Origin of the sequence: Novosphingobium mangrovisedimenti, assembly GCF_025153475.1 — a bacterium.
GTDB lineage: Bacteria > Pseudomonadota > Alphaproteobacteria > Sphingomonadales > Sphingomonadaceae > Novosphingobium > Novosphingobium mangrovi_A.
The window spans coordinates 24,885-48,368 of the sequence record NZ_JANZXA010000006.1; the positions used below are offsets into that span (position 1 = coordinate 24,885).

Consider the following 23,484-nt stretch of genomic DNA (forward strand, 5'->3'; position numbering starts at 1 on the left):
AGGAGAAAGCGGCATTGCCTACCCGTTGCGGCCAAAAACGAGACGGTTTCATAAAGGGACAGTTTGTCGCGCTTCGCCGGGTGCTGGGCTGCCTGCTTCTGTTGTGTCTGGCGTTGTCGCACCAGTCCGTCCGGGCCGAGCCGGGGGAACCTTCGCCCTACCGCCTGAGCCCCGGTGACCGGGTCGCCATTACGCTGCCGCTCCACCCCGAACTCAATGCGACGGGCCCTATCGGACCGGACGGGCGCTTCAGCCTGCCGATGGCGGGGCAGGTGGAACTTGGCGGCCTTACGGTGGATGAAGCGCAAGGCGCGATTTCCGCGGCCTTGCACGAGGCCCGGCTGGTTGCGAACGCACGCCCCAGCCTGGCTGTCGAAAAATTCGGCGGCACCGTGTTCGTCGGCGGAGAAGTGCGCAATCCGGGGCAGGTCGAACTGACCGGCCCGCTCAACCCGCTCCAGGCCATTATCAGTGCCGGGGGGCTGCTCGGCACGGCCAGGAGCAAGCGGATCGCGGTGATCCGGCCCACGGTTTCCGGACCGGGCAATGTTTACACGATGAACGTGCGCAGCTTCGTCAAGACAGGCGATCCGCAGGGGAACATCGTCCTGCATGCCGGCGACATCGTGTTCGTACCGAAATCGGGGATCGCCGAAGTCAACCTGTGGCTTGACCAGCACATCAACGGCATCATTCCCGACGCGCTGCATTTCAACGTCAATCTGGGCGACGGCAACAACCAGACCTCGGCTATCGTAACGCCGTGAAGGGCATCGTGCTGACCGCCATGGCCAGTGGACATGCAGACATGAACGGCGTTTCCAGCATCGAGGATACCGGCCGGGTGCGTCGGATCATGGTGCTGGCACTGCTGTTGCCGCTGTTCGGCCAGGTCATGCACTACATGAAGGACCTGCCTCCGCTCTGGGCTCTTTCCAAGGCCTTCCCGGTCCTCTCGCTTCCGCTTGCCCTGCCGGTGCTCCTGTCCCGTCGCCCGCCGTTTCTCCTGCAATGGCTGGGCGTGTTCATATGGCTGGTGCTGGCCCCCAGCTTCATCGCCATATTCACCTTCGACCAGACCTTCTTCCTGGGACTGACGGCGCAGGTGAAGATCCTGCCCATGCTCTATGCCTTTTCCTTCCTTGGCCTGCTGCTGGTGCTGCGGCCGAGCATGGATGAGATCAGGACCGCTTTCCTGATCTGGGCCATCGTGACCTTCGGCGTGTTGCTGGCGCTTTGGGCCTTCGCGCCCCAATCGTGGTACACGACCGGCTACGAGTTCGGCGATGCGCCTCTGCTCAGCGCGGACGACCGCGGCAACCGGATCCGCATGCCGATGTACTTCGGGGTGATCGCCATCCTTACGGCGTTCCGTTCGCAACTGATGCGGCCGCAGCTTTCGACCGCGGTCGTTCTGGTGCTTGCGCTGGCCGTGCTCGTCGGCGTCGTCAAGACGCGCGCCACCGTGCTTGCGACAGCCGCGACGCTGCTGACCGTGGCGCTGATCGCCGCCAGCCCGCGGACCCGAATCGCAGCCTTCTGCCTGGCAGGCATCGGCGCGATCCTCGTCCTCCAGATCCCCTACGTCTCCAGCGCATTCGATACGAGTTCGGCATCCGGCTTCGATCTGCGCTGGACGACGGTGGTCAAGGCAATGACCTTTCTCGGAGACAGCCCTCTGCGCTGGTTCTTCGGGGTAGGGACTATCACCCCGCTCGATAGCGCTGGCCTGTCACGGTATTTCAACCACTTCTTCTTTCTGGCGGACATTTCGTGGCTGGGGATCATCTTCGAATACGGCGTGCTGGGAGCGATGATGATGGTCAGCCTGCTGGTGACGACGCTCTGGCTCGCGGTCCGCGTGAGGCGCGAACTCGATTCCCCGTTTTTGGCCGGCCTCCAGGATTACGTGCTGTTCACGTTGATTATCTCGCCATTATACGCGACCATGACGCTGCAACCCGGGGAAATTGCGGTGATCATGGCCACCTTCAGCTATTGCTGGCTGTCCCTGCGGCAGCGCGGCGCGACCGAAGAGCAGGTTCCTTGAAGGCGCCGCGCGAAGTGGTCCGCCGGCTTTTCGGCATCATGGCCTGCTTCGCGACGATGGCTTGCGGACCTTCCGGAGAGGGCGGGACAGGCGTGCCGCCGCCCGCTGCCGACCTGCTGAGAATAGACGTCGATGCCAGCACGCCGACGCATGCGATTTCACCGGCGATATATGGTGTGAGCTTCGGGACGGAGGAAACGCTCAGGGATCTCAACATTCCGCTCAGCCGTTCGGGAGGCAACAGTGCCAGCCTCTACAACTGGCGCATCGATGCCCGCAACGCCGGGTCCGATTTCTTCTTCGAGAGCCTTCCCGTCACGGCGGACATATTCGACCAGTTCCACAACGGTTTCGTCGACATCGCGCGGCGCGGAGGGGCGGCGGCGATGATAACCATTCCCGCGATCGGCTGGGCCGCAAAGCTCGGGCCGGGCCGAACGAAGCTGGCTGCCTTTTCGATCGCCAAGTACGGCCCACAGCAGGACGCCGACACCGCCTATTTCCCCGATGCGGGCAATGGCGTGAAGCCCGACGGCAGCTTCCTGCGCGGGAACGATCCGAACGATGCGGCGCTTTCGGTTGACATAAGCGCCGAAACCGGCGCCCGGGTGCAGGATATTGTCCAGCGCTGGGGGCGCGCCGACAGCGGCGGGGTTGTCTACTACGTCGTCGATAACGAGCCGAGCCTGTGGCACCTCACGCATCGGGCCGTGCATCCGGTGGGGGCTCATGCCGCTGAAGTGGCGCAAAAGGTCGTTGCCGTGGCGAACGCCATTCATGGAGCCGATCCCTCGGCGCGTGTCGTGGCCCCCGAGGAATGGGGGTGGCTCGGCTATTTCGACAGCGGCTTTGACCAGCAGGCAAAGTCGGAAAACCAGCCTGCGGACGAACTGGACCGGACGAAGCAGACAGGCGGGGTGGACTATCTGCCCTACCTGCTTGCGCAGTGGCGCGCCGCCGGGCACCCGGTCGATGTCGTGAGTGTCCACTTCTATCCCCAGGGCGGCGAGTATCCGAGGACCGATGGCGGTCCGCGCGACGTTCAGCTGCGGCGCAACGAGTCCACCCGCCTGCTGTGGGACACGGGATACAAGGCCAGGAGCTGGATCGACACCGAAGTGGCGCTGATCCCGCGTCTTCGCGGCTGGGTGGACACCTACTATGCCGCGGGAACGCCAATCGCCATTACCGAATACAACTGGGGCGGGGATGACAGCATGAACGGGGCGACTGCCCAGGCCGATATCTGGGGCATCTTCGGCAGGGAAGGTCTCGATCTCGCGAACCGCTGGACGGCGCCGGGCAAAGGTTCGCCCGTCTACGAGGCCATGCGGCTGATCCGCAATTACGACGGGCAGGACGGGGCCTTCGGCGACCTGTCGCTGGCTGTTGATGGACCGGACCCGGATCGGCTCGCGGCATTCGCGGCACGTCGATCTACCGACAAGGCGGTGACGCTTCTGCTGGTGAACAAGTCGCTCGACGATCCCGCCCCGGTGGACGTGCGCCTTTCCGGCCTCGTATCGGCCGGAGCGCGGAACGTGACGGTTTATCGCCTCGTGCAAGGCCAGCGCAGTCAGAACAGCATCACGTTGTCGAATGGTACCTTGCGCGACGAATTGCCGGTCCAGAGCATCGCTCTTTACGTGATCGTCGATAGTGGCAACTGACAACTCGGCCTCGATCGGCAAGGATGCCGACACCGCGGCGCGGACGGGCCGGCGTCCGATGTGGCAATCGGCCGTGGGGGCGCTCGGGTCGAGGGCCATAGACATTCCCAGCCGCTATGGCTTCCACCTGATCGTGGCCGGCAAGCTGGGGCTCGTCGCTGCAGGTGCCTTCTACATCGTGTTCAGCGTGATCACTCTGGTTGCGGGCGCCGGACGTCTGGGCGTGGACCGGGCGATGACCCGCGAGGTCGCGCGCGCGCTTGCCCGTGACGAGCCAGCACGGGCGCGCCGCACAATCCGCAACGGGATGGCGCGGGTCGCATGCCTTTCCGCCCTGGTTGCCTGCCTCATGGCGGCGCTTTCGGGAACGATCGCGGACCGGGTTTTCGATAACCCCGCGCTTGTCTGGCCGCTGGTGCTCGGTGCCGCGACGATAGTACCGCTTTGCCTGAGCGCGGCTGCCGGCGGGGCGCTGGCCGGGCTGCACCGCATCGCACTCAGCCAGATGATCTATTCCTGGTTGTGGCCGGCGCTTTTCTGCCTTTGCGCCTTGCCTCTGTCGCTCGACCTGAACGGCATCATGCTGCTCCTGTTCGGCGCCACGTCCGTTGCGGCGCTGGTGTCCTTCGGTTTGTTGCTGTGGTTCCTCCCTGCGCGTTCCGCCGAAGCGGAGAGCGGGATGCCGACCGCGAACCTGATGACGCTGGGCTGGTCACTGTTCACCACGGAGATCGTGCAACTGCTCAATGCGGCCATGCCCGCCCTTGTGCTCGGCGTCCTGTCCACGCAGGCTGCCGTCGGCGAATATGCCATGGCATGGCGTCTGGCCCTGATCCTCAACCTGCTGGTGGTCGCGATCGCGGCAATGGCTTCGCCGCGCTTTGCGGACCAGTCCGCGCGCGGGGACATCGAGGGGCTGCGTGCCACCGCAGCAGGATCGGTAGGTCTGGTTCTCGCGCTCGGCCTCGGGCCGCTTGTCGTGCTGTGGATCGGTGCACCGGTCTTCCTCGGGCTTTTCGGTGAAGGGTTCGTCGCCGCGACCACCACCATGCGCATCCTTCTTGTCGGGCAATTCGTGCTGATGCTTGCCGCCGGCTCGCCGGAATTGCTCGGCATGTCGGGACATGAGCGCACCATGCAGCGGATCAACAATCTGGCCATCGTCCTATACCTGCCGGCGCTTGCGGGGCTGGCCTGGACGATGTCGGCCGAAGGCGCGGCCGTTGCGTCCATTCTGATCGCGGCCGTCACGGCATTCGGTGCGGTGCGGCTGGGAGTGCGCTATTTCGGTTTCGTGCCGGTCGTCGCCCTGGTCAGGTCGCTGCAATCGCGTCGTGCATGACGTGGAGGCTTCTGCTGCCGCCACGCGACGCCCACGCTTCCCGAGGCAGTTGCAGCTCCTGCCGGCCGTGGCCCTGACGGCGATCCCCTTGATCGGGCAGGGTGGGCGCTGGTGGGCCTGGGCCGACACGCTCAATGCGTTCCTGGGTCCGACGGCAATCCTGCTCGCGCTGATAGCACTCCATGGCTTCGCTCGGCGACAGTGGACGGCCGTGACGGTGGCGACGATCGGGGCCGCGCTGGCACTGATCCAGCTCGGCAGCGGCGTGCTGCGCGCAAGCCCTCGACAAGACGGAGCGACGGACACCGTCAGGGTCCTGACGGTAAGTGCCTATCACGCCAATCCGCATCCCTTCGTCCTGCGTGACATGATCTCGAAACTCGACCCCGATCTGGCCTTCATACAGGAGGCCGACGGTGCAGCGGCCGAGGCTCTGGCACAAGCGCTGCCCGGGCATCATCGGGTCCTTTCCTGCCCCGCCGCGCGGTGTTCGCTGGTCATCGTGTCCCGCTGGCCGCTGGCGCGCAGCGATCGGCCGGATCTGCATGCGCATGACCTGCCGGATCTGCTCGCCGCGGAAGTCTCGGCGCCGTTCGCGCGGTTTCGGGTGGTGACCCTTCATCTTCCGCGCATGCTCTCGCCGCAGGCGGAACGCCACAGGGGCATGCTGGTCGATCTGGTGAGATCCGGGAACCGGCTGCCCACGATCGCCGGAGGCGATTTCAATCTTGCAACCGGAAGCTTCGCCCTGTCGGCACTGGAGCGGCAAAGCGGTTTGCGGCGATTGGACCGCTATGTACCGAGCTATCCTGCCAACCTCTTCTTCCCCGCCGTGGTTCCGATCGACCATGTCCTGAGCGACGGGCATTGGGACAGCCTGGGCTGCAGGGGGCTGTCGGTGGCAGGCTCGGATCATCGTGCCGTGCTGTGCAGGCTGCGCCTTCGCCCCTGAGCCGGTCGTTTCAACTTCCGGTGTGCCCCGGGGCTACCGGCTCCAAAAGCGCCTGACGCAGCTTGCTTGGCGATTGCCCGAACCAGCGCCGGCAGCTTCGCGAGAAAATTGACTGTTCGGCAAACCCGAGCTTCTCCGAGATGCTTCGAAAGTCCAGCGCGGTGCGTTCGAGGTAGTACAGTGTGAGATCCCGGCGAACCTCGTCCTTCACGGCCTGGAACCGGCTGCCTTCCTGCGTGAGGCGCCGGCGAAGCGTGCGGTGGTGAATGTTCATGGCCCGTGCGACCTCGCTGTTCGAACAGTCGCCCTGTGCGAGCCTGCGCATGATGAGCCCGCGTACTTCCGCGTGGAAGGGCAGGCGCTGGTGCGGAAAGTTCCGTTCGATGAAGGCCACCATCTCCTGATGAATGCGGTGGCTCTGCTGCAGGATCGGGCTGGCAAGGTCTTCGGCAGAGAAGACCATGCCGTCGACAGGCTCGCCGAAGCATACCTCGCATCCGAACTGTCGCCGATAGGTCTCCCGCGGCGCGACCGGTTCATGACGGAAATGGATTCTTCGGGCCCGGGCATAGCCCCCGGTCATCTCCATGGCTTCCAGATGGCCGATCAGCAGGATCTGTTCCATGGCCTGCGCCCGGTTCGCGATGTTGCCCAGCAGCAGTTCGTGCCCGGCGAAGACATGGCCTTCGTCGGTAACCTGCTGCAACCACAGGCGGGCCGCGCGGCTGTGGGCATTGCTGTGATCGCAGGCGAACTTCAACGCCTCGCCGAAGGTGCGCGAGTTGCGCATCACCTGTCCCAGCGGGCCAAACATGCGCCCGCCACGCTGACGGAAAGCAAGGCGCATCCCCAGGTCGGGGCAAGCGAGCGCTTCGGCGGCGATTTCCAGCAGGCGGATGGCCTGACGATAAGTCAGGCTTCCCGAACCGTCGGCAAAGGTGTCCTCGTCGATATCGGCTCTTCGCAGAAGATCAGGCAGGTCACCGCCCAGTTCGTTTACCAGCGATGCGAAGTGACGCAGCAGTGGTGCATTGAGCCTTTCGAACTCGCCCTCGGCTTCAGCATGCAACACGAACGACTCCGGTCCTTGGCTTCATCTGCCGAACCGTCTCGAAGGAAGGCGTGTATCGGCCGGGCGGATTGTTCCACTGGCCGTTCAGTTTGTCCACATTGGTCAAGTCACATCTGCAATTCTGAGGCAGGATCCCTTTGATAGGGGACCTATATACCTAGTTAGTCAACGCGACCGAATTGCGTGCTAGAAGGTTGGCCAAAGCGCGGCGATCATGGTGCAGGCCGTGCAGCCCACCATCCGCGGCGTGGGCACGGCCATCACGACATCGGGTGGCGGCCCCAACGTGGGCATCTACGTCGACGGGTTCTTCCAGGCGAACACCTGTCTTTCGGACTTCGACCTGCTCACCGTGCGGAATATCCAGGTCCTGAAGGGGCCGCAGGGCACGCTGTTCGGTCGCAACACGACCGGCGGCGCGATTATCGTCACGACCGCGGAGCCGAGCTCGGAGACCAGCGGGCAGGGCAAGGTCAGCTATGGCCGGTTCAACTCGGTCAAGGCCCAGGCTTACGCGACGTTCGGCATCCCTGCACGACGAGACCGATCCGCGCACCTGGAGTATCAAGCCCTATTGGCCCGGATGGTTCAGCAAGGCTTGAGGGGGCGCAGTTAGTCCGGATAGGTCAAGCCCGAAGCCTGCGATTGCTGTAGCTGACTATGCGTTGCCGCAGCGAAAGGTTGCCGCGGGAAGAGGAATATGGAGAACACAATGAACCGCAGTCCTTCCGAACGCCGCTTCGACGATCGCGTGGTCGTCGTGACCGGAGGTGCGCGGGGGCTGGGCCGGGCCTATGCCGAACTGGTTGCCTCGCTGGGGGCGAAAGTCGTCGTCAACGACAACGGCAGCGCGCTTTCCGGTTCCGGAGGCGATGCGGGGCCGGCCGGGGAAGTGGCCGGGGTGCTTCGCGACATGGGTGCAGAGGCCGTTGCCAGCACCGACAGTGTCGCCACGCCCGAAGGGGGCAAGGCCATCATCGAGGCCGCGCTCGATGTCTTCGGCCGGATCGACGTGCTGATCCACAATGCGGGAAACAACCGCTTCGCCAACCTTGCCGAGACGAGCTACGAGGATTTTCGCGCCGTGCTCGACGTGCACTTGCTGGGCGCCTTCCACGTCGTGCGCCCCGCCTTCGAGCGGATGGTAAAGGATGGCTACGGGCGCGTGGTGCTGACCGGGTCGATCGGCGGTCTCTATTCGATGCCCGGCGTGGTCAACTACGCGATGTCCAAGTCGGGCATGATCGGCCTCAACAACATCGTTGCGATCGAGGGCAGGGAATTTGGCGTGAAGTCGAACATGATCCTGCCCGGAGCGGTGACGCGCATGGCCGAAGGGCTCGACATCTCGCAGTACCCGCCCATGGGGCCGGATCTCGTCGCGCCGGTTGTCGGCTGGCTGGCGCATGAAAGCTGCAGCGTCTCGGGCGAGATGTATGTCTCGATGGCGGGCCGCATCGCCCGGGCCTTCATTACCGAGACCAGGGGGGTATACAGGCCGGAATGGACCATGGACACGGTTGCGGACCAGATCGACGCGATCCGCGATGACAGCGATTGCTGGACCTTCCATCCGGTCGAAAACGGCTTCGGCGAGCACATGGCCAGAAGCTTCGAAATGGCACGACAGGGCTAGGACAACCGGAGTGGCCGGGCATTCCGGATCGCGAGAGGGAGAGCGAGCGTGAAACTGGGCATCATCTATCCGCAGAACGGGCTTGGCGGCGATCCGGCCGCCGTGCGCGCGATCGGGCTGGCGGCCGAGGAACTCGGTTTCGATCATTTCGTTGCCTACGATCACGTCCTGGGTGCCTCTCACGACCGCGAACCCAGGTTGTGGGGCCCCTATACCGAGAAGGACCCTTTCCACGATCCCTTCGTGATGTTCGGCTATCTCGCCGGCATCACGCTGCGCATAGAGCTGGTTACCGGTATCCTGATCCTGCCCCAGCGCCAGACCGCACTGGTTGCGCGGCAGGCCGCCGATGTCGATCTGCTCTCCGGTGGACGGCTTCGCCTTGGCGTGGGCATTGGCTGGAACTATGTCGAGTACGAGGCGCTGGGCCAGGATTTCTCGAAGCGGGGCAGGCGCATGGCAGAGCAGGTCATGCTGCTGAGGCGCCTGTGGAGCGAGGAACTGGTCAGCTTCGAGGGCGCGTTCGACACGATCGACCGGGCAGCGCTGGTGCCGCGCCCGGAGCGTAGAATCCCGATCTGGATGGGTGGCTTCGCCGATGTCGCGCTGCACCGTGCGGCGCAGATCGGTGACGGCTTCATCTTCGCCGACGGTGCGGCGGATGCCTTCGAGCAGCTTGGGAAGCTGGATGGCTATCTGCGGGAGGCCGGGCGCGATGCCGCTGGATTCGGCAAGCAGTGTCAGATGCTGCGCGCGAAGACGGCCGATCAGGCGATCGAGACCGCGCAGCGTTGGCGCGATGCAGGAGGCACGCATGCGACCATCAATTCGATGGGACTGGGTTTCGCGACGGGCGATGAGCACATCGCATATTTCGAAGCCTGCGCCGACAAGGCGGCGGAAGCCGGGCTGCTCTGACGTCGCCGCGCGCCTGACATGGCTTGCTGCGGGGCCCGACGGTTCGTCGCAGGCGGCTCTCGGCTCGCAGGTGCGCGTAGCATTGGTCTCGCGAAAGCACTTGACGTTCTGGTATACTTACTTACTTTGCATAACAAAGTGGAGGTTGATGCGATGTCTGACGTTCAACAGGCGATTGCGCAGATAGCGGATATACGCGCGCAACTGGCAGCGAGCACGCGCTTTCGCGGCTATGCGCCTGAAGCGGTGGGGATGATTGGCCTGCTTTCGTTGCTCGTTGTGGTCATGCAGATTGTCTGGCCGGGGCGTTTTGCCGCCAGCGACTGGCAGATCGCGATCACCTGGGGGCTGTTGCTGGCCGGAGGATGCGCTGCCATCGCCATAGAGGCGATCGTGCACACGCTGCGCGAGAACGATGGAATGGCCAGCCCGATGTTGTTCTCGGCGATGCGTCTGGTCCTGCCAGCCTTCGCCGTCTCGGCCGCGGTCGGGGGCGCCGTGCTTACGTATGCGCCGCAGGTCACCTGGATCCTGCCGGGGTTCTGGCAGATGATGATCGGTTTCGTGGCGTTCGCGAGCTATTCCTCGTTGCCGCGCAACATCATCTGGCCGGCGGCATGGTGCCTGCTTTCGGGCGCGGTCGGCCTGTTCCTGGCCGGTCATCACGGCAGCCTGACGCCGCTTATGGCCGGTGGGCCGATCGTCGTCGGTCACCTCGCGATCGCATGGGTTATTTCGGACAAGGAGCGTATCCCTCATGGCGGGTGATTCCAGGGAAGAGGCACCGTTTGCCTTCAACGGCCTCGACAGGATTTTTCACGAACGGGCGCGCCTGGGTATCGTGACCTCGCTGGCGGGACAGCCCGAGGGCCTCGCCTTCGCGCAGCTCAAGCGGATGTGCGGCCTTACCGATGGCAATCTTAACCGGCACTTGGCCGTGCTCGAAGAGGCGGGCTTCATTTCGATTCACAAGGACCTGACCAACCGCCGTCCGCTGACGACGTGCCGTGTCACGCCGCTGGGGCGCGAACGCTTCGTCGAATACCTCGGCGAACTCGAACAGGCGCTGAGGCAGGGGGCCCGGGCGGCAACCGGCAGCGTGACGCTCAGGCCACGAACGACCTGAACAGCACTGTTGGGGAGGGGGAACGAGCAACATGTCCGATACTGTCGATCTGGCTGCAAAAGTGCCGGCCCACGTTCCGCCGGAACTCGTATGGGACCACCGCTTCGATGCCTTTACCATGGAGGGCGGCGATCCCTTCCAGGCCATTTGCCGCCTTCACGACGGGCCGCCGGTAATATGGTCGACCGACGCCAGCTATGGCCGGCCTGGATGGGTGGTCACGCGATACGACTTCGTTTCCGAGGTCTTCATGGACTACGAGCGCTTCGGCGCCGAACGCACCGGGATGATCGCGGACCTGGTAGGCGAGAACATACGCCTGAACCCGATCGAGATCGATCCGCCCGCGCACCATGGCTACCGCCGCATTCTCAACCCGCACTTTACGCCCAAGGCGATCAAGGGCGTCGAGGCCGCCGTGCGGGCCGCCTGCGTCGATCTGATCTCCAGGTTCGAGAATGATGGCGGCTGCGAGTTCATCGGGAAGTTCGCCATTCCGTTTCCGTCGTACATCTTCCTCGACCTGATGGGGATGCCGCGCGAGAAGGTGGATGACTTCATCGGCTGGGAAGAAAAGCTGATGCGTGCGCCCGATCCGATGGAGCGCATGAAAGCGGCAAGGTCGGTCTACGAATACCTCAAGGCCCACAAGGAAAAGCAGAAGGTCTCGCCCAGCAACGACTTCCTGCGCGACATGGTCAACGGGCAGTACGAGGGACGTCCGCTGACGCACCTGGAACTGATGGGCATGTTCTACGTGCTCTACGTAGGCGGTCTCGACACTGTCTATTCCACGCTGGGCTGGACGATGCGCCATCTCGCGACCCATCCGGAACTGCAGCAGCGGCTGCGCGAAAACCCGGAGCTGATCCCGAATGCCGTCGAGGAATTCTGCCGGGCCTTCTCGGTCGTGGTCACGCACCGCGAAGTGGCGAAGGATTGCACGTTTCACGGTATCGAGATGAAGAAGGGCGAGGAAGTGAATCTGCCGCTCTCGCTGGCGGATCGTGATCCGTCCGTCTTCGCCAATCCGCACGAGGTCGATATCGAGCGCAAGTCCCGGCACATCGCGTTCGGCACGGGGACCCACAATTGCCTGGGCATCCACCTTGCCAAGCGCGAATTGCGCATGGTGGTCGAGGAGTTCCTCTCGCGCTTTCGCGACATCCGCATTCGTGACGGCGAAACCTATCGCTATCACACCGGACGAACGTTCGGCATCGACTATCTTCCGCTTGCTCTGACCCCGGCATAAAGCGCAGGAGCACCAGGCATGACCGAGCGTTTTCGCCTGGACGGTCGCGTTGCGATCGTAACCGGGGCTGCGGCGGGTATCGGCAGGGTAGCGGCCCGTGCGCTGGCCGAGGCCGGAGCAGCCGTCGCCATGGCCGACAGGGACGGTGAAGCCTTGCAGCAGGCCGCCGCCGACTTGCGGGCATCCGGCGCGAGCATTCTTGCCGTGGAAGGAGACATTGCCAGCGCAAGCGGACCGGAAGAGCTTGTCGAGGCGACCGTGGGTGCGTTCGGTCGCCTCGACATTCTGGTCAACAATGCCGGCATCTATCCGCATGGGCCGCGCCTGCCCGAGGTCGACTGGGAGATCATCGAGCGGACCTATGCGGTCGACCTGATGGCGCCGCTGCGCTGCATTTCCGAGGCGGCGCGACGGATGACGCCGGGCAGCGCGATCGTCAATGTCTCATCGATGGAATCGTTGCGGCCCAGCGGACCGGGCAATGCCCACTACAGTTCCGCCAAGGCCGCACTCAACGCGGTGACGCGCGCCGCCGCGGTCGATCTCGGCCCGCTGGGCGTACGGGTCAATGCCGTGCTTCCGGGTTTGATCCATACCGAGGGTACGAGCCACGTGCCCGAGGCGTTCCTGCAGCACGTGGCGGGACGCACGCCATGCGGGAGGATCGGCGAGCCGGACGACATCGCCTCGGCCATCGTGTTCCTGGCCTCGCCGGCGGCGACCTATGTCAACGGGCAGTGCCTCGTCGTCGATGGCGGGATCACTATCGCAGGTTAGCGGCACGCCGCGCGGGCCTGCGCGCAAGCCATCACAGGACCGGCCGCGTCCCGGATGGAAAGGGAGAGGAAAGGCAATGGACAACGAACAGATCGTGCGGGATTTCGTGAAGATGTGGGCGGTGCGCGATGCCGCCGGCATGGTCGCCTGTTTTGCGGAAGACGGCGTCTACGACAACGTACCCGAAAAGGCGCCGATGGTCGGGCGGCAGGCGATCCGAGCCTGGCTCGACAAGTGCTTCGAGCATCTGACCCGCGTTGACGTCGATGTCCTGAACATCGCGCTGAACGGCGAATGGGTTCTGTGCGAAAGGCTGGATGATCACATCATCGGAGACAAGCACATGCCGCTGCCGGTGATGAATGCAACCCGGGTCGTCGATGGCAAGATCGTGATGTTCCGCGACTACTATGACCGCAAGACGGTGGCCGAACTCGGAATGGGATGACTCCAGCCGGTCGCCGATGCGGGACTGTCCGTATCGACGTTTCCGGCCTGCTACCCCCGCGACAGCACGATCTCGTGTTCCTGACGCGCGGCTAGCGGGATGTCGAAGCCGTTGGCGGTATCGCAGATCTCGTCCCAGTGCGCTGCGATGTCTTCCACGCTGGGCGGGGCCTGACGCTGTGCCTGCCAGCCCGGCGTCGCGCCGATGAACACGCGCGCTGCTCTGCCGAGGCATTGCGAGAACAGTCCGTGCGTGGCCGTGCACGCCTCGCTCGCCAGATAGATGGCCAGAGGGGTGTTGAATTCGGGATTCATCGAATTGCCGCAGGCATCGGGCATGGGCTCGTCGATGCCTTCGAGCTTGCCGGCCCAGTCCGCCGCGGCCTGCATGGCCATGCGGCTGATGGCATGGGGCATCAGCGCATTGCACAGGATGCCGTGGCTTTCGCCTTCCAGCGCGGCGACGTTCATCAGGCCCGCGATGCCGGCCTTGGCGGCGCCATATCCGCCGACCATGGGATTTCCGAAAATTCCTGCGCTCGATGCGGTATAGACGATCCGCCCGTAGCCTTGGGCCTTCATGTGCGGCCATACGGCACGCGTCAGCTTGAAACTGCCGGTCAGGTGCGTCGCGATAACCGCGTCCCAATCTTCGTCGCTGGTGTTTTCGAGAGTCGCGTTGCGCATGATCCCCGCATTGTTGACGAGCACGTCGACTTTGCCGAATTCGGCGATGGCCTGCGCGACGATCGCTTCACATCCTTGCGTCGATGCAACCGAATCGTGGTTCGCCGCCGCCGTGCCTCCGGCCTTGCGGATTTCCTCCACGACTGTCTCTGCCATCGAAGCCGAGCCGCCGCGCCCGGCCACGTCGCCCCCCAGATCGTTGACCAGAACCTTGCCGCCGCGCAGGGCGATTTCGAGGGCATGGGCTCGGCCAAGGCCGCCGCCGGCACCCGTCACAATGCCCACGCGGCCGTCGAATGAAATCCTCCTCATCTGTCCTCTCCACGATCGATCCGGACTGGCCGGAAACCTTTTCTGGAAGCCTGTTCTTCGGTTGGTCCGCTTTCGCAAGCGGCGCGCTATGTCAGCCTGCCGCGCGGATTTGGGGCAGCACCTCGGACGCGAAGAGTTCGAGCATTTCCCAGCCGAGCTTCGGTGGTAGGCCGGAGATCAGCGGCGTCAGCGAGATGTCGGTCTTGCTGGCGAAGGCCACGGCATCCTACGGCGTCATCACGTTGATGATGCCCGCATTGCGGATCGCATCGACGGTGTCGAGACCGTAGAAGGGCGAGGTCGTGGTGTCGACGTCGCTGGCCCATGAGGCATAGCTGCGCACCAGATGGAGAATGTGGGGGCCGATCTGCTCCCATGTCGCATCGGGATCGAGGGCGACATGATCGGCCGGGTGGGTCGACATGATCGGCCCCGGCGCGTGGCCGGCCTTGGCGCATTCTTCCTTGTAGAGCGCGATGAGCTTCTGGCTTTCGGGCATCATCTCGGGCTGGAGCACCCAGAACCCGAATCCATGCTTCGCAGCGCGCCGCGCGGCCGCCGGAACCCCGCCGCCGACAAGCAGGCGTGGGGGCCGGTTGACGGTAAGCGGGCGGACGAAGACTTCACGCTCTCTGTACATGAAGCGCTTGCCGGAAAGCGCCCGGGCAATAACCTCGAGCCCTTCGTCCATCAGCCGCGCCCGGTCCTTCAGGGACTTGCCGAACATGGCGAACTCGGCCTCGACGTAGCCGGGCACGAGCGTGGTGTAGAGGCGCCCGCCCGAGATGATGTCGGCCACGGCGATGGTCTCGGCCAGGCGATCAGCCCTTGTCGGTCACCAGCGTTGCCAGAGCCTCGTGCGCCAGTCCGCTCGCCAGTTCGTCCGCCATCCTGCGCCGCAGTTCGCGTGTCAGGAGCGAGCGGGTGTAGCGCAGCGCCGCCGTCGGCATGGCGGCCATGCTTTGGGCGAGGGCGCGGGCGCGCGGGAGAAGCTCTGCCGGGGGCAGGACTTCGCCGACCACGCCGAGCCGGTTTGCCTCGGATGCTCCGATCCGTTCCCCGGTCAGCAGGAAGTAGCGCCCCCGGTTGGGGCCCAGCAGCATCGGCCAGATCACATGGACGCCGTCTCCGGGCACCGTGCCGTTGGGAAAGTGCGCCAGATCGGCGAACTCGGCATGCTCGGCGGCAAGCACGATGTCGCACATCACGGGGATTTCGGCATGGATGAGGGCAGGGCCGTTGACGGCGGCAATCATCGGCATCGGAATGGCGAGAAGGTTCTGCAGCAGGGCGTTGCCTTCGTCGTAGATGCGCGGCCACATCGAGGCCATGTCCGGCTCCGGGAAGGACAGCGACGGATCGAAGCCGTCGATGAAGCTCTCGCCCGTGCCGGTCAGCACGATCACCTTGTTTTCCGGATCGCGCGCCACGTCCAGAAAGGCATCGCCCAGTTCGCCGTGCAGCGAATCCGGCGAGGAGCCCCATTTTGCAGGGCCACCGCGCGTATGGAGCGTCATTTCGAGGACGCCGCCCTCGCGGGTCATGGCGATGCCCTGATACTTCTCCGCATAGTCCGAAAGGCGCGTCATGCGATCGCGCCCTTGGATTTCAGGCTTTCGATCTCGTCCCATTCGAGGCCGAGTTCCATCAGGAACGTCTCGGTATGCTCGGAGGCCTGCGGAGCACGGGTGGTCTCTACCGGGGCATGGTCGAACTGCACGGGATTGCGGATCAGCCGGATCGGCTCGCCGCCCGAACCTTCCACTTCGAAGATCGTGTCGTTGGCCAGAGTTTGATCGTCGGTGACGACGTCCTTCTGGCTCTGGGCCGGGGCCCATTGGCCCTTCAGTGTCTTGAGGTGCTGGCGCCAATAAGCAAAGGGCTGGCTGGCGATCGCGTCTCTTACCAGGGCACCGGCAGCCTCCCAGTTGGCGAGCAGGTCCTTCACTTCGGCAAACCGGGGATCATCGGCGTATTCCGCCAGCCCAAGATGTTCGAAGGTGTCGCGGATATAGGGCCCCGGCGTGATCATGGTCAGGTTGATCGTCCCGCCGTCCGAAGTGCGGAAATTGCCCATGAAGGGGTTGCCCGGCGTCGCGCCCGAACCGGGGTAGGGAGAGCGGATCTGGGCGCCGGTTTCCATCGTCAGGCACAAGCTGGAGGCCATGGCCCATGCGGCCGTGCTCATCAGCGAAACGTCGACTTCGCTCGCCTTGCCGGTGCGTTCGCGGTGCAGCAGGGCCGCCGTAATGCCGCCGGCGATGTTCATTCCTCCGATGGTATCGCCGAAAGCCGGAATGCCCTGCGACATCACGCCGGGCAGTTCCTCGGGCGTGAGGGCAAAACCGATGCCGCCCCGGTTCCAGAACGCGGTGCTGTCGAACCCGCCGAGCCGGCGTTCGGGCCCCTTGTCGCCGAAGGCGCTGCCGCGTGCGTAGATGATGTTCGGATTGATCGCGCGGATATGCTCCACGTCGATCTGCAGCTTCTGGCGCACGTCGGGCAGGTAGTTGGTCAGGAACACGTCGGCGGTGCGCGCGATGCGATAGATCAACTCGCGCCCTTCTTCGCTCGACACGTCGATGCCGACGCTGCGCTTGCCCCGGTTGGGGTGCTCCATCACCGTATTGCGATCGGGCGTGACGGGCACGCTCCCCACGCGCAGGAATCCGCGCTGGGCATCGCCGCGCACGGGATGCTCCACCTTGATCACGTCTGCGCCCCAGTCCGCCAGTACGGCGCCAGCCGCCGGAACGAAGGTATATTGCGCCACTTCGAGGACGCGAATGCCCTTCATCACCCGTGTCATCCTGATCTCCCGTTCTTGTTCGTATCGCACGAAGGCCGCCCGAACCGGGGGCATGTGTGGATTCTGTCCTAGTGGGGGGATGCAGGCATCGACAATGTCAAAAATGTCCATCACATATACGCTTATTCTATAGGGGTGAGGAAGACGATGGACATCCGGCGTTTGCGCTATTTCCTGCAGGTGGCCGAGTTCGGCTCGCTCAACGCCACGGCCGAGCAGGTGAATCTCAGCCAGCCCTCGCTGAGCCGGCAGATCCGGCTGCTGGAAGAGGAACTGGGCGTCTCGCTGTTTACCCGCCGCCGCGACGGCATGGTGCTCAGCCGTGACGGCCTGGAACTGCGCACGCGCATTCTGGGGCCGCTGCGCCAGCTCGAAATGGCGCTGGACGAGATCAAGTCGCACTCCAGCCAGATCGGGGGCAGTGTCGTGTTCGGCATGCCGTCGAGCGCCATCGATGCCCTGGCCAGTCCGCTGGCGCGGCGCGCGAGCGCCTTTCCCAACATGGCGGTGCACATCGTCGAGGGATCGGCCGGGCAGATGCTCAAGTCGCTGGAGCGCGGCGAGATCGATATCGCCCTGCTCAACGCGCCGCCGACCGACACCAAATGGCGCTGCGAGATCGAGGATCTGTTCGTCGAGGAACTGGTTCTGGCCGGTTCGGCCGACGCGGGCCTTTCCATCGACAATCCGGTGAGCGTGGAGGATCTGGCGCAGCTTCCCCTGGTGCTACCGAGCCCGCCCAACCATCCGCCGCCGATCCGCGCGCTCGTCGAAATCCTGTCGGGTTTGACGGATGGCAAGTGTAACTTCCCGGCCTATGCGGATTCCTTTCAGCTTACGAAATCCTATGTCGAGGCGGGGATCGGCTATTCGGTCTTTCCCCATTCGGCCGTTTCGCACGAGGCGGAACGCGGTGCGCTGACTTATGCGCCGATCTCAGGCCATCGCCTGTCCCGCCATATGGTTCTGGGCACCTATCCCGGCGGACAATATCCGCGGGCGCTGGAGCGGGTGAAGGAGATGATCAAGGCCGAGATCGTCGAACTGGCCGAGAGAAACCCGTCGCACGTGCAGCTTCTTTTCTGAGCGCTTCCTGCCCGGCGCTGAATATGCGCAGCCAAGCCGTTAGCGGGCCATCATATTCGTTTCCTCTATAGCATTTTCTCCTATTTGCATTGGCTCTCCGCCTGCCTGCGCGTTAGCCAGAATGGGTGCCGGGCGCCGGCCAGGCTGGAAGTGCCCGTCTGCTATTGGAGAGAGGAGCAAAAACATGGCCGACGTCGATGACAAGGAGCTTGCCGAAACCGCCCGCAAGTACTGGGCTGCGGAAGGCTACACCCCCGGCGGCACGATCCGCGAAGTCGATTATTCCACCCAGAACGGCGGTCTCGATCCGCTGCTGGAAGGGATCAAGATCGTCGATTGCGACACCCATTTCACCGAGGCGCCCGACCTTTTTACCTCGCGTGCACCGGCGAAGTACAAGGACAAGGTGCCCTACCTGCGCCGCGATACCGACGGTGTCGATCGCTGGTACATCGGTGAGCGCAATTGCGGTTCGACCGGCGGCAACGTGATCCGAAAGGACTATAACAAGCTGCTGGGCAAACTGGCTTTCCCGACGATCGAGGAATCCATTCCCGGCGCCTATCAGGTCAAGCCGCGCCTGCAGATCATGGACGACATGGGCGTCTGGGCGCACATCTGCTTCCAGAATTCGGGCGTGACGCAGCCGGGCATGCTCATGTCGCTGGGAGACAACGAACTGGCGGTCGACATCCTGCGGATCTTCAACGACGCCTCGATGGAGTATCAGGAGGAATCCGGCCAGCGCATCTTCAACATGGCGCACCTGCCCTATTGGGACAAGGCGGCGATGAACGCCGAGGCGCGCCGCTGCATCGACTGCGGGCTCAAGGGCTTCGTCCTGCCTGACAAGCCGGAGATGTTCGGCATTCCGGGCTACATGACCGATCACTGGGCCGACGTGCTCGAGATGTGCAACGAAACCGGCATGTCGATCAATTTCCACATCAATGCCGCGATCGATCCGGGCACGGTGATCTGGGACGGCTTTACGTTTCAGAAGCGCCTGACGATCCAGCCGATCATGCACTCGCTCGCCTGCGCGGCGACGCTGGGCAACTGGATGGTTTCCGGCCTGCTCGACCGTTTCCCCAAGCTCAAGATCGGGCTGATCGAGGCGGGCATGGGTTGGGTGCCCTTCGCGCTCGAAATGCTCGAACACCAGTTCGATGAAATGCTACCCGACCCGGCCAGCCTGCCCGACAAGCGGCCTTGGGAGTATTTCCGCTCAAACTTCTGGACCACGTTCTGGTTCGAGAAGCTGGGTCCCAAGACCCAGATCGACATCATTGGCGCCGACAACATCCTGTTCGAAACCGATTTTCCGCATCCCACGTCGCTCTACCCCGATGTGCAGTCGCACATCGTGGAGGCGCTGGGTGACCAGCCCTTCGAGGTTCGCAAAAAAATCCTGCAGGACAATCCGTCCCGGTTGTATAACCTGGGGTTGTGACCCGTCACTGACAGGACAGACGCCGATGGCCGCTCACAGGGCGGTCATCGGTTGGTCGCTTGCGCTGCCTGAGGCACACAACGACTTTCCCGTTCAGGCCATGGCCGCGCTGGCGGCTTCCTGAATCCAGCGGCCGGAATCCCTGGCCTGTTCGTAGATGTCGAGGTGCACGATCTTCTTCTGTTCGTTGAAGACGTAGAGCGCGATCACGTTCTTGCGGATGAATTCATCGCCGCGATAGTGACGTTCCTCGATCTCCTGCACGACGACGCGGCCGGCCTCGGTGATGCGGAACATGTCCATTTCGAAGCGGGTGCCGCCGCCGACCCAGTCGGTCATGAAACGGCAGTACTGATCCCAGTCCAGCTCCTCCAGATAGGCGCCGACGCGCTTGAACTCGTCGGTGGCGATGTACTCGGACAGCGGTTCCCAGTCGCTGGGAGAGGAAATGCCTTGTGCTGCGAGTTGCCCGACTGCTTCGCTGTATGCCTCGACGAGTTTTGTCAGCGGGCCTTTTTCGTTCGTCGTGGCCGTGGCGGTGATGATTTCCATCGCGGGTCTTCTCCCTGAATTGTCTTGTTGATCGTGGCAGCGCGGATCAGTGGGGGCTTTCGGGTTCGACCCAGCTGGAAAGCGCGGCATGATAGTGGGCGAGGCGCACTTCCTGCCGTGTCAGCGTCAGGAACGGCTGGGCCTTGTTGCGCAGGCCGCGCTGCTGGTGCTGCATCTGCTCGTAGTCCTGCTCCAGCGCGAGGAAGTAGGGGTAGTGCTCGCCCTCGGGCACCTGCCTCAGCGGCGTCCGGTTTGTCGCGCGTTCCTCGGGCGGGAACCACTGCAGGTTCTGGACGTGCCAATAACAGCGGTTGGGATCGCCGTCCTCGTGCGGGAAGGCCATGATCAGCGTGCCTTCGCCGGCATGGATGGTCAGGAAGAAGTTGGGGAACAGGATCCAGAAGTGGTTGTCGCTGAGCTGGTTGTCGGTCAGCCCGCCCACATCGAGGCCCTTGGCTTCCCAGCTTTGGCGCATCGCCTGTTGCAGCAGCGTGCGCAACGGCACTTCGCCCGAGGCGGGCAGCTTGCCGTCAGCGTCACGATAGTTTGCGAGCAGTTTGTCGAAACGCGGTAGGGAATCGGCCACTGCGGGGAACGTGGCGGGCAGGCCGTGGATCGCCGCGACTTGTTCTTCCAGGCTGCTGTCGCCGAGATTCGAGGAGCCGAAGGGGGCCGTTGCGACGCTGTGATCGCCGCAAAAGACGTAGCGTTCCTGGGATTCGTCCATGGCCGCGACCAGCTCAGGGTGGACGCCCTGGATGTGATAGCCTTCCTGAAAGGCGTCGAGCACGACTTTCCAGTTGCAGGCGATCTCCTCGCGCACGTTGAAGCCGTAGGGGATCATCTCCTCGATCCGGTAAGGCCCCAGAAGTTCCACCGCTTCGCCCAGAAATTCGGACAGGGGCGGGGCATCGCGGTCCGGGTTGAGGAAGATGAAGCACGCGAAGGTCTCTACCGGCACCTCGATCAGGCCGAGTTCCTCCTTGGCGCCGACGAATTCCTCCAGCGTGCCGTCGAAATCGGGCCGGGCCACGGCGAGCAGCTTGCCGTCGAGGCCGTAGGACCAGTTGTGATAGGGGCAGGTGAAGCGCGCCGCATGGCCCTTGCCCTCGCAGAAGGCATTGCCGCGGTGGCGGCAGGCATTGACGAAGCCGCGGATCTTGTCATCGCGGCCGCGCACCACGATCCACGACTGGTCGAACAGCTTGTATTCCAGCCAGTCGCCGGTTTCGGGAATGTCGTCGCAGCGGCCGACGATCTGCCATGTCCGCAGCCACAGGCGGTCGCGCTCGCGTTCGGCGAATTCGGGGCTGTAGTATCGGTCCGTGGGGACGCGCATGCGGTAGCCGGTGAAATCGATTTGCGCGATCCGCGGGCCTTCGTCGACCAGGCGGCCTGGTTTGTCGCGTTGCATGCCTGCTCTCTCCCGTTCGTGGTCCGTTTTCGCGGACTCGTTCCGACATCGGTTTATTTAAACTTCCACATGGACTATTTATTCGCAAGCCAATTTTCGGGCGGCGGGGCCGCAGCCGCTTTCGAAAGCCGGCAGGAATTTGCTAGTGGAATGCTATGACGGGAACAGGGCAAGCAGTACGGCGAAAGGTAAGGGCTTCCGCGCCTTCGTCGCGTTCACGCGGACGGCCGACCAGCGAGGATTCGGCGGAGATCGAAAACCAGTTGCTGGCGGCGGCATTGGGCGAGTTCATCCGTGAGGGCTATGGCGGTGCATCAATGCGCAGCATTGCCAAGGCGGCCAATGTCGCGCGCACGACGCTGCAGGCCCGCTACGAAACCAAGGAAGCGCTGTTCCAGGCAATCATGACGCAGCAGATTGCGCGCATGGCCGCGGCAACTTCGCTCGGCTCGCAGGATGCGCCCGATCTGGGGGCAGGGCTGAAGGCCTATGCCAACCGCGCCCTGTCTTACAGCCTCGAGGGGGACTATCTCGAGGTCAATCGCCTCGTTTACGGCGCGGCCAACCAGTTTCCCGAAGTGGCGCGCGCGGCAATAGAGAGCACCCGCGTCGGCATCGAGCAGATCACCGATTTCATTCGCCACTGCGCGCAGGCGGACGGCATTGCCTGTCGTCGCCCGGAGGTTCCGGCCGAGTGCTTCATCCTGCTGCTGCGCGGCTGGTATGGCTTCGCCATCTTGCGCGATGAACAGGTGACGCAGGCAGAGCGCGAAGCCTGGGTCGATGGCATGGTGGGCACCCTGATCGCCGGGCGCGCCCACTGGTAATCTCCTCAGCCGGACGACCTGTGCCTGTCGCTTGACAGGTTGGCGGATGTAGATCTAAAAATAGGCCAAATGGACTAATAATTCGCGGCAGGTGCATGGGCGCGTTGCCTGCGGAAGGGAGAGGGATCACATGGCAATAGAAGCAGTCGATCTGACACCGGCGATCGGATCGAAGATCATCGGAAGCCCCGAGAATGTGCTGCAACCCGAAACGGCGGCGCAATTGCGCAAACTGCTGGTCGAACGCGGCGTGCTCGTCTTTCCCGAACTGAACCTCACCGACGAACAGCAGGTGCAGCTTGCCGACATGATGGGCAATCTGCGTTCGGAGGGGGAGAAGGGCATTTTCAAGGTCACGCTCGACGGCGGGATCAATGCCAAGGCCGAATACCTCAAGGGCTCGTGGCTCTGGCACATGGATGGCACGCATGACGATGTGCCGGTGTTCGCCTCGCTGCTGACCGGGCGCGTTCTTTCCAAGGAAGGCGGGCAGACGGGTTTCGCCAATTCCTATGCCGCCTATGAAGCGCTCTCGCCCGAGATGAAGGCGCGGCTGGAAGGGCTCAAAGTCGTGCACAGCTTCGCGACATCGATGAGCCGCGCGGACGTGTCTCCGACAGCGGAAAACGTCGCCTACTGGCGCAGCATTCCCGACAAGACCCACAGCCTGGTCTGGCCTCACAAGTCCGGCCGCAAGTCGCTGGTGATCGGCTGCCATGCCTCGCATGTGGTCGGTATGGACCGGAAGGAAAGCGATGCCCTGCTGGCAGAATTGCTCGACTGGGTGACGCAGCCGCAATTCACCTACTGGCATCAATGGAAGCCGGGCGACCTGCTGATCTGGGACAATACCGGCGTGCTCCACCGCGCAAGGCCCTATCCGCTCGACAGCGGCCGGGTGATGCACCGCACGACCCTTCTGGGTGAGGAAGCCTTCGCCTGAAGTGAAGGTGACGGCGATTGAGCGGGGAGCAGGAAACATGACGACGAAAGTTGCGCCTATCACCGGCGCGGCAGCGGGTATTGGCGCGGGCTGCGCCGTGTGGCTGGCGCGCCTGCGCAGGTCTTTCATCGCGCCCCGCTTCTTGTCCAACCGAAC

At 63.8% G+C, this 23,484-nt stretch carries 25 protein-coding genes; 17 read left to right on the forward strand and 8 right to left on the reverse strand.

Annotated elements, in window-relative coordinates:
- Nucleotides 1-14 precede the first annotated feature (14 nt).
- The 5 genes from NZK81_RS10125 to NZK81_RS10145 are packed head-to-tail and all read left to right on the forward strand — an operon-like array spanning nt 15 to nt 6,014.
- Complete coding sequence (locus NZK81_RS10125) at nt 15-767, forward strand: polysaccharide biosynthesis/export family protein (protein WP_260046012.1); 753 nt, start codon at nt 15-17, stop codon at nt 765-767.
- Nucleotides 764-2,050 carry a hypothetical protein gene (locus NZK81_RS10130; protein ID WP_260046013.1) on the forward strand — a complete coding sequence of 429 codons (1,287 nt, stop codon included), beginning with the start codon at nt 764-766 and terminating at the stop codon, nt 2,048-2,050. The genes NZK81_RS10125 and NZK81_RS10130 overlap by 4 nt, the downstream gene beginning before the upstream one ends.
- Nucleotides 2,047-3,720: a glycoside hydrolase family 44 protein gene (locus NZK81_RS10135; protein ID WP_260046014.1), complete on the forward strand. Its 1,674-nt coding sequence runs from the start codon at nt 2,047-2,049 to the stop codon at nt 3,718-3,720. Before NZK81_RS10130 ends, NZK81_RS10135 begins: the two co-directional genes overlap by 4 nt.
- The gene (locus NZK81_RS10140) at nt 3,710-5,062 is read left to right on the forward strand and encodes a lipopolysaccharide biosynthesis protein (protein WP_260046015.1); all 1,353 of its coding nucleotides are present in this window, start codon (nt 3,710-3,712) and stop codon (nt 5,060-5,062) included. The genes NZK81_RS10135 and NZK81_RS10140 overlap by 11 nt, the downstream gene beginning before the upstream one ends.
- A gap of 49 nt (nt 5,063-5,111) precedes the next feature.
- Nucleotides 5,112-6,014 (forward strand): endonuclease/exonuclease/phosphatase family protein, encoded by a 903-nt coding sequence (locus tag NZK81_RS10145; RefSeq protein WP_260046016.1) that lies wholly within the window; start codon nt 5,112-5,114, stop codon nt 6,012-6,014.
- Nucleotides 6,015-6,024: 10 nt separating this feature from the next.
- Here the strand turns inward: NZK81_RS10145 and NZK81_RS10150 are convergent, their stop codons facing one another.
- Complete coding sequence (locus NZK81_RS10150) at nt 6,025-7,086, reverse strand: AraC family transcriptional regulator (RefSeq protein WP_260046017.1); 1,062 nt, start codon at nt 7,084-7,086, stop codon at nt 6,025-6,027.
- A 214-nt stretch (nt 7,087-7,300) separates the two neighbouring features.
- Here NZK81_RS10150 and NZK81_RS10155 point away from each other — a divergent pair, with 214 nt between their 5' ends.
- From NZK81_RS10155 to NZK81_RS10190, 8 genes are all read left to right on the forward strand, one after another.
- Nucleotides 7,301-7,702 carry a TonB-dependent receptor plug domain-containing protein gene (locus NZK81_RS10155; RefSeq protein WP_260046018.1) on the forward strand — a complete coding sequence of 134 codons (402 nt, stop codon included), beginning with the start codon at nt 7,301-7,303 and terminating at the stop codon, nt 7,700-7,702.
- A 96-nt stretch (nt 7,703-7,798) separates the two neighbouring features.
- On the forward strand, nt 7,799-8,722 hold the full coding sequence (locus tag NZK81_RS10160) for an SDR family NAD(P)-dependent oxidoreductase (RefSeq protein WP_260046019.1): 924 nt from the start codon (nt 7,799-7,801) through the stop codon (nt 8,720-8,722).
- Nucleotides 8,723-8,770: 48 nt separating this feature from the next.
- Entirely contained in the window at nt 8,771-9,640 is an 870-nt protein-coding gene (locus tag NZK81_RS10165; RefSeq protein ID WP_260046020.1) for an LLM class F420-dependent oxidoreductase, read from the forward strand.
- A gap of 153 nt (nt 9,641-9,793) precedes the next feature.
- The gene (locus NZK81_RS10170; protein WP_260046021.1) at nt 9,794-10,408 is read left to right on the forward strand and encodes a hypothetical protein; all 615 of its coding nucleotides are present in this window, start codon (nt 9,794-9,796) and stop codon (nt 10,406-10,408) included.
- Entirely contained in the window at nt 10,398-10,766 is a 369-nt protein-coding gene (locus NZK81_RS10175) for a transcriptional regulator (RefSeq protein WP_260046022.1), read from the forward strand. Before NZK81_RS10170 ends, NZK81_RS10175 begins: the two co-directional genes overlap by 11 nt.
- A 31-nt stretch (nt 10,767-10,797) precedes the next feature.
- Nucleotides 10,798-12,021 carry a cytochrome P450 gene (locus NZK81_RS10180; RefSeq protein WP_260046023.1) on the forward strand — a complete coding sequence of 408 codons (1,224 nt, stop codon included), beginning with the start codon at nt 10,798-10,800 and terminating at the stop codon, nt 12,019-12,021.
- Nucleotides 12,022-12,039: 18 nt separating this feature from the next.
- The gene (locus NZK81_RS10185) at nt 12,040-12,798 is read left to right on the forward strand and encodes an SDR family NAD(P)-dependent oxidoreductase (RefSeq protein ID WP_260046024.1); all 759 of its coding nucleotides are present in this window, start codon (nt 12,040-12,042) and stop codon (nt 12,796-12,798) included.
- A 76-nt stretch (nt 12,799-12,874) separates the two neighbouring features.
- Nucleotides 12,875-13,246: an SgcJ/EcaC family oxidoreductase gene (locus tag NZK81_RS10190; protein WP_260046025.1), complete on the forward strand. Its 372-nt coding sequence runs from the start codon at nt 12,875-12,877 to the stop codon at nt 13,244-13,246.
- Between the two features lie 50 nt (nt 13,247-13,296).
- Here NZK81_RS10190 and NZK81_RS10195 read toward each other — a convergent pair whose 3' ends face one another.
- From NZK81_RS10195 to NZK81_RS10215, 5 genes are all read right to left on the reverse strand, one after another.
- Nucleotides 13,297-14,244, reverse strand: a complete 948-nt coding sequence (locus NZK81_RS10195) for an SDR family NAD(P)-dependent oxidoreductase (protein WP_260046026.1) — start codon at nt 14,242-14,244, stop codon at nt 13,297-13,299.
- Between the two features lie 91 nt (nt 14,245-14,335).
- The gene (locus NZK81_RS10200) at nt 14,336-14,464 is read right to left on the reverse strand and encodes a hypothetical protein (RefSeq protein WP_260046027.1); all 129 of its coding nucleotides are present in this window, start codon (nt 14,462-14,464) and stop codon (nt 14,336-14,338) included.
- 6 nt (nt 14,465-14,470) lie between these two features.
- Nucleotides 14,471-15,061, reverse strand: coding sequence for an LLM class flavin-dependent oxidoreductase (locus tag NZK81_RS10205; RefSeq protein ID WP_260046172.1), 591 nt, complete (start codon nt 15,059-15,061; stop codon nt 14,471-14,473).
- 4 nt (nt 15,062-15,065) lie between these two features.
- On the reverse strand, nt 15,066-15,833 hold the full coding sequence (locus tag NZK81_RS10210; protein ID WP_260046028.1) for an enoyl-CoA hydratase/isomerase family protein: 768 nt from the start codon (nt 15,831-15,833) through the stop codon (nt 15,066-15,068).
- Complete coding sequence (locus tag NZK81_RS10215; RefSeq protein ID WP_260046029.1) at nt 15,830-17,053, reverse strand: CaiB/BaiF CoA transferase family protein; 1,224 nt, start codon at nt 17,051-17,053, stop codon at nt 15,830-15,832. The genes NZK81_RS10210 and NZK81_RS10215 overlap by 4 nt, the downstream gene beginning before the upstream one ends.
- A 147-nt stretch (nt 17,054-17,200) precedes the next feature.
- On the opposite strand from NZK81_RS10215, the gene NZK81_RS10220 reads away from it, so the two are divergent.
- Both NZK81_RS10220 and NZK81_RS10225 read left to right on the forward strand, forming a co-directional pair.
- A complete protein-coding gene (locus NZK81_RS10220) occupies nt 17,201-18,139 on the forward strand; it encodes a LysR family transcriptional regulator (protein ID WP_260046030.1) in 939 nt (312 codons plus the stop codon).
- Nucleotides 18,140-18,323: 184 nt separating this feature from the next.
- On the forward strand, nt 18,324-19,592 hold the full coding sequence (locus tag NZK81_RS10225) for an amidohydrolase family protein (RefSeq protein ID WP_260046031.1): 1,269 nt from the start codon (nt 18,324-18,326) through the stop codon (nt 19,590-19,592).
- A 93-nt stretch (nt 19,593-19,685) separates the two neighbouring features.
- Here NZK81_RS10225 and NZK81_RS10230 read toward each other — a convergent pair whose 3' ends face one another.
- Together NZK81_RS10230 and NZK81_RS10235 are read right to left on the reverse strand one after the other, a co-directional pair.
- On the reverse strand, nt 19,686-20,144 hold the full coding sequence (locus NZK81_RS10230; protein ID WP_260046032.1) for a hypothetical protein: 459 nt from the start codon (nt 20,142-20,144) through the stop codon (nt 19,686-19,688).
- A gap of 46 nt (nt 20,145-20,190) precedes the next feature.
- On the reverse strand, nt 20,191-21,558 hold the full coding sequence (locus NZK81_RS10235; protein ID WP_260046033.1) for an aromatic ring-hydroxylating oxygenase subunit alpha: 1,368 nt from the start codon (nt 21,556-21,558) through the stop codon (nt 20,191-20,193).
- Nucleotides 21,559-21,713: 155 nt separating this feature from the next.
- On the opposite strand from NZK81_RS10235, the gene NZK81_RS10240 reads away from it, so the two are divergent.
- Both NZK81_RS10240 and NZK81_RS10245 read left to right on the forward strand, forming a co-directional pair.
- The gene (locus tag NZK81_RS10240; protein WP_260046034.1) at nt 21,714-22,385 is read left to right on the forward strand and encodes a TetR/AcrR family transcriptional regulator; all 672 of its coding nucleotides are present in this window, start codon (nt 21,714-21,716) and stop codon (nt 22,383-22,385) included.
- A gap of 130 nt (nt 22,386-22,515) precedes the next feature.
- Nucleotides 22,516-23,328, forward strand: a complete 813-nt coding sequence (locus NZK81_RS10245; RefSeq protein WP_260046035.1) for a TauD/TfdA dioxygenase family protein — start codon at nt 22,516-22,518, stop codon at nt 23,326-23,328.
- Nucleotides 23,329-23,484 lie beyond the last annotated feature (156 nt).

What these genes read in the sequence shown, in the direction of transcription:
- NZK81_RS10155 (WP_260046018.1), top strand. Translation starts at nt 7,301, where the DNA reads ATGGTGCAGGCCGTGCAGCCCACCATCCGCGGCGTGGGCACGGCCATC.
- NZK81_RS10160 (WP_260046019.1), top strand. Translation starts at nt 7,799, where the DNA reads ATGAACCGCAGTCCTTCCGAACGCCGCTTCGACGATCGCGTGGTCGTC.
- NZK81_RS10170 (WP_260046021.1), top strand. Translation starts at nt 9,794, where the DNA reads ATGTCTGACGTTCAACAGGCGATTGCGCAGATAGCGGATATACGCGCG.
- NZK81_RS10175 (WP_260046022.1), top strand. Translation starts at nt 10,398, where the DNA reads ATGGCGGGTGATTCCAGGGAAGAGGCACCGTTTGCCTTCAACGGCCTC.
- NZK81_RS10180 (WP_260046023.1), top strand. Translation starts at nt 10,798, where the DNA reads ATGTCCGATACTGTCGATCTGGCTGCAAAAGTGCCGGCCCACGTTCCG.
- NZK81_RS10185 (WP_260046024.1), top strand. Translation starts at nt 12,040, where the DNA reads ATGACCGAGCGTTTTCGCCTGGACGGTCGCGTTGCGATCGTAACCGGG.
- NZK81_RS10190 (WP_260046025.1), top strand. Translation starts at nt 12,875, where the DNA reads ATGGACAACGAACAGATCGTGCGGGATTTCGTGAAGATGTGGGCGGTG.
- NZK81_RS10195 (WP_260046026.1), bottom strand. Translation starts at nt 14,244, where the DNA reads ATGAGGAGGATTTCATTCGACGGCCGCGTGGGCATTGTGACGGGTGCC.
- NZK81_RS10210 (WP_260046028.1), bottom strand. Translation starts at nt 15,833, where the DNA reads ATGACGCGCCTTTCGGACTATGCGGAGAAGTATCAGGGCATCGCCATG.
- NZK81_RS10215 (WP_260046029.1), bottom strand. Translation starts at nt 17,053, where the DNA reads ATGACACGGGTGATGAAGGGCATTCGCGTCCTCGAAGTGGCGCAATAT.
- NZK81_RS10220 (WP_260046030.1), top strand. Translation starts at nt 17,201, where the DNA reads ATGGACATCCGGCGTTTGCGCTATTTCCTGCAGGTGGCCGAGTTCGGC.
- NZK81_RS10225 (WP_260046031.1), top strand. Translation starts at nt 18,324, where the DNA reads ATGGCCGACGTCGATGACAAGGAGCTTGCCGAAACCGCCCGCAAGTAC.
- NZK81_RS10230 (WP_260046032.1), bottom strand. Translation starts at nt 20,144, where the DNA reads ATGGAAATCATCACCGCCACGGCCACGACGAACGAAAAAGGCCCGCTG.
- NZK81_RS10235 (WP_260046033.1), bottom strand. Translation starts at nt 21,558, where the DNA reads ATGCAACGCGACAAACCAGGCCGCCTGGTCGACGAAGGCCCGCGGATC.
- NZK81_RS10240 (WP_260046034.1), top strand. Translation starts at nt 21,714, where the DNA reads ATGACGGGAACAGGGCAAGCAGTACGGCGAAAGGTAAGGGCTTCCGCG.
- NZK81_RS10245 (WP_260046035.1), top strand. Translation starts at nt 22,516, where the DNA reads ATGGCAATAGAAGCAGTCGATCTGACACCGGCGATCGGATCGAAGATC.